Consider the following 11,398-nt stretch of genomic DNA (forward strand, 5'->3'; position numbering starts at 1 on the left):
CTTAAAACAACAAAGTTTACAAAAACAGCCATTTTTTAAAAGGCATTTTTAAAATCCTACCAGTCTTTGATTTTTTAAAAAGAGCAATTATGAAATTGATTCATTTATGTTGTTTTTCGGCTTTAATTTGTTTGATTCGATAACCGTCTGCATCTTTTATTGTAAATCGGTAATCATTATATTCAACCGTTGTTCCTTCGTTTGGTTCTAAATTTTGATCGAGAATCCAACCGCCGATTGTATCAATATTATCGTTTACAATATTTATCTGAAGCAATTCATTGGTATCGGAAAGTAACAGTTTTCCATTCAATATATACGTACTTTCATTTATTTTTCGGTACATAGGTCGCTCGTTTTCGTCAAGTTCATCTTGAATCTCGCCAAACACTTCCTCAATAATATCTTCCATAGTAATAAGACCCGCTGTACCACCAAATTCATCAATGACAATAGCCATATGACTATGCTGCTTTTGTAATGTTTTCAAAACTTCATTGACAGGAGTATGTTCTGCGACGTGTATAATGGGTTGGATGTATTTCGTCAAATCGGTTTCCTGTTCATTAAGATAGTGCTTGAAAAATTCTTTAGTATTTACTACGCCGATAATTTGATCCTTATCTTCTTTTGCGACAGGGTACCTCGTATATGTACTCATTCGTAATGTTTCTATATTCGTTTCATGCTCATTGGACTGGTATAGACAAACCATTTCTGTCCTTGGGATCATTACTTCTTTAGCGGATCTTTCATCGAATTCAAAAATGTTATTTACATATCTCATTTCGCTCGCGTTAATTTCACCGCTTTTGTAGCTTGTAGACAAAATTGAACGTACTTCATCTTCGGAATAAACTTCACCACTTTCAGATGCTGGTCTTATGCCAAACATACGTACAAAAATACGTGCTGCACCATTTAATACCCAAATAAATGGATACATAATCTTGTGAAATACAACCAATAACGGAGAGAGTAACAACGTAACTGCTTCGGTTTTTTGTATAGAAAAGGATTTTGGTGCTAATTCACCAAGAACAACATGTAAAAAGGTAATAAGAAGAAAGGCAATGATAAAGGAAACCGTTGATACAAGGGCTTCATTTAAACCAATTGAATTAAAGACCGGGTGCAGAAGATGGGCGACAGCGGGTTCCCCTAACCAGCCAATACCTAGTGCGGTCACTGTAATTCCAAGTTGACATGCGGCTAAATAACCATCTAAATTGTTGACGACTTTATCAGCAGATTTTGCTCCAGTTTTTCCTTGTTCCACTAATGTTTGCAGTCGAGATTTTCTTATTTTCACGATGGCAAACTCAGATGCTACAAAAAATGCTGTTAAAATAATTAAGATAGCAACAATACTCAATTGAATGATTTCCAAAATACCACTTACACCTTTATTGTGTAAGCTTTCACCTCCCGTTCATTACTTTCTCTTTTGTTATTTACATAATAATGTCTTTTTATACAATAAGATTAATTATGAGAGGTGGTTATAAGGTAAATGAAGTGTTATGTCATGGATCGATGGCTATATGCTCTATACATGTCCATCGATCCATTAATGAGAGTTAGATGGATCGATACAGTCCGACGACTTTTCCGAGAATGCTTACACTATGATAAATAAGGGGTTCCATTGTAGCGTTTTCTGGTTGTAAACGAATATGATCTGCTTCTTTAAAGAAACGTTTTACTGTTGCTTCTTCTTCTTCAGTCATTGCAACCACAATATCACCGTTATCCGCTGTATTTTGTTGCTTAACAATGACTTTGTCTCCATCCAAAATCCCTGCTTCAATCATACTATCTCCTTCAACAACAAGAACAAAAGTCTGCTCGTCAGTTGATCCTTCGTAGCTCGGTATTGGGATATACTCTTCAATATTTTCTACAGCCGTTATGGGTAGTCCCGCTGTAACTTTACCGATCACTGGAGCGAACGCAGGATCTGTTTGAGGAATTTCGACTTCGCCGAGTTCAGGAAGCACCTCAATGGCGCGTGGTTTTGTTGGGTCACGGCGAATATATCCCTTTTTTTCCAAACGAGCTAGGTGCCCATGAACAGTTGAGCTAGAAGCAAGACCAACTGATTCTCCGATTTCTCGTACAGATGGAGGATATCCCTTTAAATCAACTTGTTCTTTTATATAAGCTAGTATTTCTTCTTGCCTTTTTGATAGATTTGTCATATTTATATCACCTTCTGCGTAATTTTTATTAACTGTAGTATAGCATAATACAAACAGAAACACAAACATTCGTTCGAAAAATTATTGACAGGAACTTGTGTTCGTTGTAGTATAATATACGAACACTTGATCGCAGGAGGTTAAATATATGCTTAAGAAACTTACGAAAGTTGATTTATTCTATTTGATTGCTTTTATTGTAGCTATTATATTTTTATATGGAGCAGCAGTTACTAGTATATAAAAAAGGACGTATGACGATGGAACAAGCAATCATCTATTGCAGAGTGAGTACAAATAAAGAAACACAAGAATCTTCACTTCAACGCCAGAAGCAAGAATTATCAAGTTTTGCCGATGCATATGAAATGAACATTATTAAAGTTTTTGAAGAGAAAGCCAGCGGATATGAACTGGAACGAGCTAATATTTTAGAAATGCTAGAAATGTTTCAAGCGAATCAGGCCTCTATATTACTTATTCAAGACGAAACGCGACTTGGAAGAGGGAACACAAGAATCGCTTTATTACATCAGTTATCTAAAATGGGTATTTCAATATACACTTTAAGTCAAAATGGTCAATTACAATTATCAGAAGGGGATTCGATGGTGTTGCAAATTGTATCAGTCGTTGAAGAGTATCAACGAAAACTTCACAATGCCAAAATTAAAAGAGGAATGCAAAAAGCGATTCATCATGGGTATGATCCGACTGATAACTTATCAAATCAACACCTTGCCAACGGACGAGAACGTATTGAATTTCCAATCGAGGAAGTCATACGATTAAGAAATAATAACCTTACTTTTAAAGAAATTGCATCTATTTTACGAGGTATGGGATATCAAGTCTCTAAAGCAACGGTTCATCGTCGTTATAAAGAATATCAATCGCTTGAATCAAAATAATCAAATGATATAGAATAGTACTTAGAGTATACAAAAGATGTATACTCTTTTTCATTCGATATCATGTTCAACTAAAGGAGACATTTGATGCTTTCAAAAGAAAAAATAGCCCGTATTAATGAATTAGCGAATAAGTCAAAAACAGAAGGACTAAGTGATGCGGAGAAGAAAGAACAGCAGGAGCTGCGAGACGCATATTTAAAAAATGTAAGAAAATCATTTAAGAATCAATTTAAAGGTATGAAAGTGATGGATCCAAATGGAGAAGATGTCACACCAAATAAAATCAAACGACTAAAATCCGAAAAATAAGCCGTCTAAAAATTGCGAAAATTATTTATATTCAGTTATAATAAAAGAAATATGTGCTTTTTTATGTTAGATACTTGTTTAATATTCTATTTCATTATAGGATATTAAATGTACGTACATATTGTATATCATTTAAAGGGGGAAAATAGCATGTCAAATGAAACCGCACAAAAGTCTATAAACTCGATTCGTACATTGTCTATAGACGCAATTGAAAATGCTAGTTCAGGGCATCCGGGATTGCCGATGGGTGCTGCGCCTATGGCTTATACACTTTGGACGGAGCACATGAAACATAACCCTGGACATTCGAAGTGGTTTGATCGTGATCGTTTTGTATTATCTGCTGGACATGGATCAATGTTATTGTATAGTCTACTACACTTATCAGGTTATGATGTTTCGATTGATGACTTAAAAGGATTTCGTCAGTGGGACTCCAAGACACCAGGTCACCCAGAAGCTCATCATACGGACGGAGTTGAAGCAACCACTGGTCCACTAGGGCAAGGAATTGCGATGAGTGTTGGTATGGCAATGGCAGAGAAACACTTATCAGGAAAGTATAATACAGACAAACACGAGATTATCGACCACAATACGTATGCTCTTGTGAGTGATGGTGACTTAATGGAAGGGATCTCTCATGAATCTGCTTCACTTGCAGGGCATTTAGGATTAGGGAAGTTAATCGCATTATACGATTCAAACGATATTTCGTTAGACGGTGATCTCCACAAATCGTTTTCTGAAGATATTGAAGGACGCTTTCAATCCTACGGCTGGCAAGTTCTTCGCGTAGAAGATGGCAATGATATTGAAGCGATTTCTAAAGCGATCTCTGAAGCGAAAGCGAATACGGATCAGCCAACATTAATTGAAGTAAAAACTGTGATTGGATATGGTTCACCAAATAAATCTGCATCTGCTGCATCTCATGGTGCACCACTTGGTGAAGATGAAGTTGCTTTAACGAAGGAATTTTATAATTGGGAACATGAGCCTTTCCATGTACCAGATGAAGTATACAAAGACTTTGAAACAAAAATTCAAAAACGAGGTCAGGAAGCAGAACAAGCTTGGAATCAAGCGTTTGAAGAATACAAAAAAGCGAATCCTGAACTCGGACAAGACCTAGAAAATGCCATTAACAATAAACTCCCTGAAGGCTGGGATAAAGACCTTCCTGTATTTGAAGCAGGGAAAGACGAAGCAGCAACACGCGCGGCTTCAGGGAAAGTCTTAAACGCATTAGCTGATAGCGTACCTTCTTTGTTCGGTGGTAGTGCAGACTTAGCAGGTTCGAACAAAACAAATCTAAATGCGTTTGATGATTTCTCTAAGGATACACCAGCCGAAAAGAATGTTTGGTTTGGTGTGCGTGAACATGCAATGGCTGCTGCGCTAAATGGTATGACCTTACACGGAGGATTAAAAGTATTTGGTGGTACTTTCTTCGTGTTTAGTGATTATTTGCGTCCGTCGGTTCGGTTATCAGCGATTCAAAATTTACCAGTAACTTATGTGTTAACTCATGATTCAATTGCTGTTGGGGAAGATGGACCAACACATGAACCAGTAGAGCAGTTGGCTGCCTTCCGTGCAATGCCAAATGCATCTGTTATTCGACCAGCAGATGGAAATGAAGTACAAGCAGCATGGCGTTTGGCGATGGAAGCTACTTCACATCCAACGTTATTGGTATTAACTCGTCAAGGCCTACCAACTCTAGAAAGTACTGCTGAAAAAGCATACGAAGGTGTGAAAAAAGGTGGCTATGTCGTTAGTCCGGCCTCTAAAGATACGCCAGATGCTATCCTTATTGCAACTGGGTCTGAAGTACAACTTGCTGTAAAAGCACAAGAAGCATTAAAAGAGCAAGGAAAAGATGTAAGCGTCGTAAGTCTACCTTCTTGGGATCGATTTGATCAACAAGATGTTGCCTATAAAGAATCAGTTCTACCGAGCGCTGTGACGAAACGTGTAGGTATTGAAATGGCGGCTTCACTTGGTTGGGAACGTTATGTTGGTATAAATGGTAAAGTGATCTCCATTGATCGCTTTGGCGCTTCAGCAAATGGCGGCAAAATTATTGATGAATATGGCTTTAACGTAGATAACGTTGTAAACCATGTGAATGAATTATTCTAATGTCGTATGAAAAATCCTTAGCAACTGCTAAGGATTTTTTTCTGATTCGAGTGCTTACAGTTTGGTAAATTACGGCTTGTATTATTAATTGACTTTTACTATACTGTATGAGAGATGAAGTGAAGGAGGAAGAGTAAGCATGGGTACAATTTGGGTTGTACTAATTGCGATCTTGGCACTTATTGCAGGTGTGGCATTAGGCTTTTTTATCGCAAGAAAGTACATGATGAATTATTTGAAGAAAAATCCGCCGATTAATGAGCAGATGTTGCGGACAATGATGATGCAGATGGGCCAAAAGCATCGCAAAAGAAAATTAAACAAATGATGCGTTCCATGAACAGTCAAATGGATAATAAAAAGTAATTGCACATGATCACATAATATGAAGATAGAATCCTTGCTATGTATGTAGCAAGGGTTTTGTCAAATGCGTATGATATTTTATGTTATCATAAGAATATAACGAGAGATAAAGTGTGTTGTGTTTTCCATCGGTAAGCTTTAAGTTATCAATCACTAGTGGATCAAGTGTAATGAAGGAGGATAAGGGCATTGACAAGATCAAATGATTTAATACTTCGCACAATGACTGTACTTATCGCGTTTATTTTATTTGGTTTTTCCATATATTTGTTTTTCGCAGGACATAATAAACCAGGTGGTGGATTTATTGGAGGTTTAATGACGTCAGCTGCGATTGTACTTATGTATATGGCATATGGAATGGAAGCAATTAATAAAGTCATACCGATTAATTATCGTGTATTGACCGCAATTGGTCTTACAATAGCAGTCGCCACTGGTATCGGTTCATTTATTTTCGGTGAGCCATTCCTAAGTCAAACGTTTGATTATTTTCATTTCCCAATCTTTGGTGAACTCGAATTAGCAACAGCATTGTTGTTCGATCTTGGTGTGTATTTGACTGTTATTGGTGTTACCTTAACAATTATTTTAACAATTTCAAATGATCGGTCATAAGGGAATGGTTGCAGCGAAGACAAGTGTCTATGATTTATTTGTCTTTGCTGCATATTTTTTGTTCCGATAATCTTTTGGTGACAATTCAAAATATGCGAGGTACGGGGTAATATCAATTTGTTTTTCTTTTAATTTTTTGCGTAGAAATTTGTGATCGCGTTTTGGCGTGGCCATTATGTATCCTTGAATAAATGTATCTTGAGTGATGGTTTTTTCATTGTTGTCTAATGCTAACTTCCCGATTTGGCTAGCAATTTTTTGACGAGCGACATCTCGAAATAATTCAGGTACGGGCGAAATTAACTCTTCTAAAAAATCTTTGTCTGATTCTCTCCACAAATGTTTTGACTTTTCTATGTAAAATTTTTCCCAATCCAAAATTGAATGACCATCATTTTTCGGTAAACTTTTTAAAAATTTGCGGAACATAAAAAAGCCACCGATCGCCATCAAAGTAATTAAGATACACGTCCATAAAATGATAAATGTGGCGAAACCTGTAGACATATCTATACCTCCTTTCTTTTGTGTTATAGGGTGAATTCCAACCTTGCTTATACATTTAATGACATTTTCTTTTTCTCTAAATTATAGTAATATAACATTGAATCGTATTTATGTGCATTTTCTTCCATTCTTCTCATATAATTTACTAGAACAATGATATTATAGCATGAATAAACGTATTTTTTGTACCACAATGATTTGATAAAGAAGTACATGATTGATAAAACGAAAAAGGGGGGAAGAAACCGTGCTCAACCATGTCGATGATGATAATCAAGAAAATGAGACATCTTACTCCAACAATGATACCCTCACCACAGATCAATTACCCAAATCCGTGCTTCAAGCCATTACTAAACATGGTTTTGACCTCATTACGGTTTGTGACATTTCTGGGCACATCTTATTTTTATCAGATTCTATAGAGAGAGTGTTAGGTTATGAGAAAAATGAACTGTTAGGCACCTCTGTATTTCGCTATATTTTACAAGAGGATAAGGAATATATCGTTAAGCATATTGATCTTCATCAAACAGTAGCACAACCATATTATATACATATTCGGAATGATGTTGGTAAGTATATTATTTTTGAAACCATGATTACAATCTTGAAATGGCACGATGGAAGAAAATATATTCTTACGATTTCTCGCGACATTTCTGACAAAAAACAAGCAGAGGAAATGTTAATCCGCTCAGAAAAAATGTCAATCGCAGGTCAATTAGCAGCAGGTATTGCACACGAAATTCGCAACCCATTAACATCGCTCAAAGGATTTGTACAGTTATTACAAGCAGGTATTAGTAGTAAAGAAGAGTATTATAAGATTATGATTGATGAGATAGAAAAAATTAATACCATTACATCAGAATTACTGTTTATTTCGAAACCAATGACTGATGAAAAAAACTTAGAAAATGTGAAAGAAATGTTACAAGATGTCGTGACACTATTACAAACACAAGCAAACTTATATGATATTCAATTAACACTCAACGTTTCAGATAAACTTGATATTTACTGTGATCGTTCGCAAATGAAGCAAGTTTTTATCAATTTAATTAAAAACGCAATTGAAGAAATGACAAATGGTGGAACCATTGAAATTGATGTAACTCATGATGATAAATGGTGTGTAATTTCTATTATTGACGAGGGACCAGGTGTTCCAAAACATTTGCTACATAAATTAAAAGAACCTTTTTTCACGACAAAAAAGAATGGAACTGGTTTAGGGCTTATGATATCCAATCAAATTATCGATAACCATCAAGGGCAGTTAGATATTCAATCTAATCCGTCAAAGGGAAGCACATTTCGTATTTATTTACCAAACTCATCAAGTTATTAAACTAGCAAAATAGTGATTTGATAAAGTTTTTCTAGTGAATTAATTTACTTCTAAATCGATTTCATTTAAAATTAATATCGTGAAGGATCTTGCATTGTGTTTATAGATAAGGTAAGTTTTATTCGAAGGGGGTAACTGAACGTCATGGCAAATCAGAACGTATACCAGACAAAAAAGCAATTTGAACTAAATGGTAAGACTTATAATTACTATCAATTAAAAGCACTTGAAGATGCAGGGATTGGCAATATATCCCGTTTACCATTTTCTATTCGTGTGTTACTAGAATCGTTGATGCGTCAACATGATGGTCATGTAATCAAAGATGAACATGTAAAAAGTTTAGCAAAATGGGGAGAAAATGCAGACGAGGATGTTCCGTTTAAGCCTTCTCGTGTGATTTTACAGGATTTTACCGGTGTTCCAGCTGTTGTGGATTTAGCCTCTCTACGCAAAGCAATGGTAGATATGGGTGGATCTCCAGAGAAAATCAATCCTGAAGTACCTGTGGATTTAGTTATTGACCACTCGGTTCAAGTTGATCAATACGGTACGAAGGATGCATTACAAAAAAATATGGATTTAGAGTTTAAACGCAATGCAGAAAGATACGAGTTTTTAAACTGGGCACAAAAAGCATTTGATAATTATCGTGCGGTTCCACCAGCAACTGGTATTGTTCACCAAGTCAATTTAGAGTATATTGCGAATGTTATTCACGCAATTGAAAATGATGATGGTGAAGTAGATGCATTCCCTGATACACTCGTTGGTACTGACTCTCACACGACGATGATCAACGGTTTAGGTGTACTAGGATGGGGTGTCGGCGGTATTGAAGCAGAAGCCGGTATGTTAGGACAACCATCTTACTTACCAGCACCAGAAGTAATCGGTGTGAAATTTACAGGTAGCTTTCCAAATGGAACGACTGCAACAGATTTAGCTCTGAAAGTCACTCAAGTATTACGTGAGAAGAATGTTGTCGGGAAATTTGTAGAATACTTCGGACCAGGGTTAAAAGATATGCCATTAGCCGATCGCGCTACAATTTCAAACATGGCACCAGAATACGGAGCGACTTGTGGATTCTTCCCAGTGGATGATGAAGCATTAAATTACTTACGCTTAACAGGACGTGATGAAGAACATATCGCTCTTGTTGAAAAATATTGTAAAGAGAACGATTTATGGTATTCTCCAGATCAGCCAGATCCAGCATTTACTGATTTAGTTGAAATCAATTTATCTGAACTTGAACCAAACCTATCTGGGCCTAAACGTCCACAGGATTTAATACCACTATCTCAAATGCAAAAATCGTTTAATGATGCGATTACAGCACCAGCTGGTAACCAAGGATTTGGACTTGATCAATCTGAATTTAATAAAAAGGCAGAGATTAAGTACAACGACGGTACAAAATCCGAAATGAAGACAGGTGATGTTGCCATTGCAGCGATTACCTCATGTACAAACACATCCAATCCATATGTTATGCTTGGCGCTGGCTTATTAGCGAAGAAAGCAGTTGAAAAAGGGCTAGACGTACCTGATTATGTAAAAACTTCACTAGCTCCTGGTTCAAAAGTTGTGACAAGTTATTTAGAAAATTCGGGATTAATGGAATATCTGGATGAGTTAGGGTTTAACTTGGTTGGTTATGGTTGTACGACATGTATTGGTAACTCTGGACCGCTACGTGAAGAGATCGAACAAGCCATTGCAGATTCTGATTTAACGGTAGCATCTGTCTTATCGGGTAACCGTAACTTTGAAGGACGTATTCATCCATTAGTGAAAGCGAACTATTTAGCTTCACCACCATTAGTAGTAACTTATGCATTAGCAGGTACAGTGGATATTGACTTGAAGAATGATCCAATCGGTGAAGATCAAGATGGCCAACCGGTTTATTTTAATGATATTTGGCCAACAATGGACGAGATTCGTAGTGAAGTGCAGAAAGTTGTTACACCTGAATTATTCCGCAAAGAATACGAAAATGTGTTTGATTCCAATGAAAAATGGAATGAAATTGACACAACAGATGAACCACTATATTCCTGGGATAGTGAATCAACATATATTCAAAATCCACCATTCTTTGAAGGGTTATCAAAAGATCCTAGTGAGGTAAAACCTTTATCTGATATGCGTGCGATTGGTAAATTCGGTGATTCGGTGACAACTGACCATATTTCGCCAGCAGGTGCAATTGCCAAAGATATGCCGGCTGGTAAGTACTTGCAAGAAAAAGGTGTATCGCCTCGTCATTTCAACTCATATGGGTCTCGTCGAGGGAACCATGAAATTATGATGCGTGGTACATTTGCTAATATTCGTATTAAAAACCAGTTAGCTCCAGGAACAGAAGGTGGTTTCACTACTTATTGGCCAACTGGGGATATTATGCCGATTTATGATGCAGCTATGAAATATCAAGAAGATGGAACTGGACTTGTTGTATTGGCTGGTAATGATTACGGCATGGGAAGCTCTCGTGACTGGGCTGCGAAAGGAACCAATCTATTAGGCATAAAGACGGTCATTGCTCAAAGTTATGAACGTATTCACCGTTCGAACTTAGTCATGATGGGTGTTCTACCACTTCAGTTCCAAGATGGTGAAAGCGCAGATTCACTCGGATTAACTGGTAAAGAGACATTTGAAATTGATATTGATGAAAATGTAAAACCTCATGATTTAGTAAAAGTGACAGCAACTGATGAAAATGGAAAGAAAACTGAATTTGAAGTTGTGGCGCGCTTTGATAGTGATGTAGAAGTCGATTACTATCGTCATGGTGGAATCTTACAGATGGTACTACGTAATAAAATCGCACAAGAAGCATAAATGTTTTAAAGATAGCCGATCATCGGCTATCTTTTTTATGGATAAGGATCTGTTATAATATTGATCATTAGACGGTGTGAGGAGATTGTTTTATAATAAGAAGAAGAATTTATTCGCATCTT

At 36.6% G+C, this 11,398-nt stretch carries 9 protein-coding genes and 1 pseudogene; 7 read left to right on the forward strand and 3 right to left on the reverse strand.

Annotation, left to right across the window (positions count from 1 at the left end):
* Window positions 1–100: 100 nt before the first annotated feature.
* Window positions 101–1,390, reverse strand: coding sequence for a hemolysin family protein (locus tag J416_RS07345; protein WP_003467734.1), 1,290 nt, complete (start codon window positions 1,388–1,390; stop codon window positions 101–103).
* Between the two features lie 190 nt (window positions 1,391–1,580).
* Window positions 1,581–2,201 carry a transcriptional repressor LexA gene (lexA, locus tag J416_RS07350; RefSeq protein WP_003467736.1) on the reverse strand — a complete coding sequence of 207 codons (621 nt, stop codon included), beginning with the start codon at window positions 2,199–2,201 and terminating at the stop codon, window positions 1,581–1,583.
* 260 nt (window positions 2,202–2,461) lie between these two features.
* On the opposite strand from lexA, the gene J416_RS07355 reads away from it, so the two are divergent.
* From J416_RS07355 to J416_RS07375, 5 genes and pseudogenes are all read left to right on the forward strand, one after another.
* A complete protein-coding gene (locus J416_RS07355) occupies window positions 2,462–3,112 on the forward strand; it encodes a YneB family resolvase-like protein (protein WP_003467738.1) in 651 nt (216 codons plus the stop codon).
* A gap of 87 nt (window positions 3,113–3,199) precedes the next feature.
* On the forward strand, window positions 3,200–3,424 hold the full coding sequence (locus J416_RS07360) for a DUF896 domain-containing protein (protein ID WP_003467741.1): 225 nt from the start codon (window positions 3,200–3,202) through the stop codon (window positions 3,422–3,424).
* A 150-nt stretch (window positions 3,425–3,574) separates the two neighbouring features.
* Window positions 3,575–5,575: a transketolase gene (gene tkt, locus J416_RS07365; protein WP_003467744.1), complete on the forward strand. Its 2,001-nt coding sequence runs from the start codon at window positions 3,575–3,577 to the stop codon at window positions 5,573–5,575.
* A 139-nt stretch (window positions 5,576–5,714) separates the two neighbouring features.
* Window positions 5,715–5,941: pseudogene (locus J416_RS07370) on the forward strand (YneF family protein).
* A gap of 189 nt (window positions 5,942–6,130) precedes the next feature.
* A complete protein-coding gene (locus tag J416_RS07375) occupies window positions 6,131–6,559 on the forward strand; it encodes a Na(+)/H(+) antiporter subunit B (protein ID WP_003467750.1) in 429 nt (142 codons plus the stop codon).
* Window positions 6,560–6,586: 27 nt separating this feature from the next.
* On the opposite strand, the gene J416_RS07380 is transcribed toward J416_RS07375, so the two are convergent.
* Window positions 6,587–7,066, reverse strand: coding sequence for a DUF2621 family protein (locus J416_RS07380; protein ID WP_003467753.1), 480 nt, complete (start codon window positions 7,064–7,066; stop codon window positions 6,587–6,589).
* Between the two features lie 247 nt (window positions 7,067–7,313).
* On the opposite strand from J416_RS07380, the gene J416_RS07385 reads away from it, so the two are divergent.
* Window positions 7,314–8,420, forward strand: coding sequence for an ATP-binding protein (locus J416_RS07385; RefSeq protein WP_003467756.1), 1,107 nt, complete (start codon window positions 7,314–7,316; stop codon window positions 8,418–8,420).
* A gap of 144 nt (window positions 8,421–8,564) precedes the next feature.
* Window positions 8,565–11,276 (forward strand): aconitate hydratase AcnA, encoded by a 2,712-nt coding sequence (gene acnA / locus J416_RS07390; protein ID WP_003467759.1) that lies wholly within the window; start codon window positions 8,565–8,567, stop codon window positions 11,274–11,276.
* Window positions 11,277–11,398: the final 122 nt, after the last annotated feature.

It is taken from the genome of Gracilibacillus halophilus YIM-C55.5, assembly GCF_000359605.1.
Classification (GTDB): Bacteria; Bacillota; Bacilli; order Bacillales; family Amphibacillaceae; genus Gracilibacillus; species Gracilibacillus halophilus.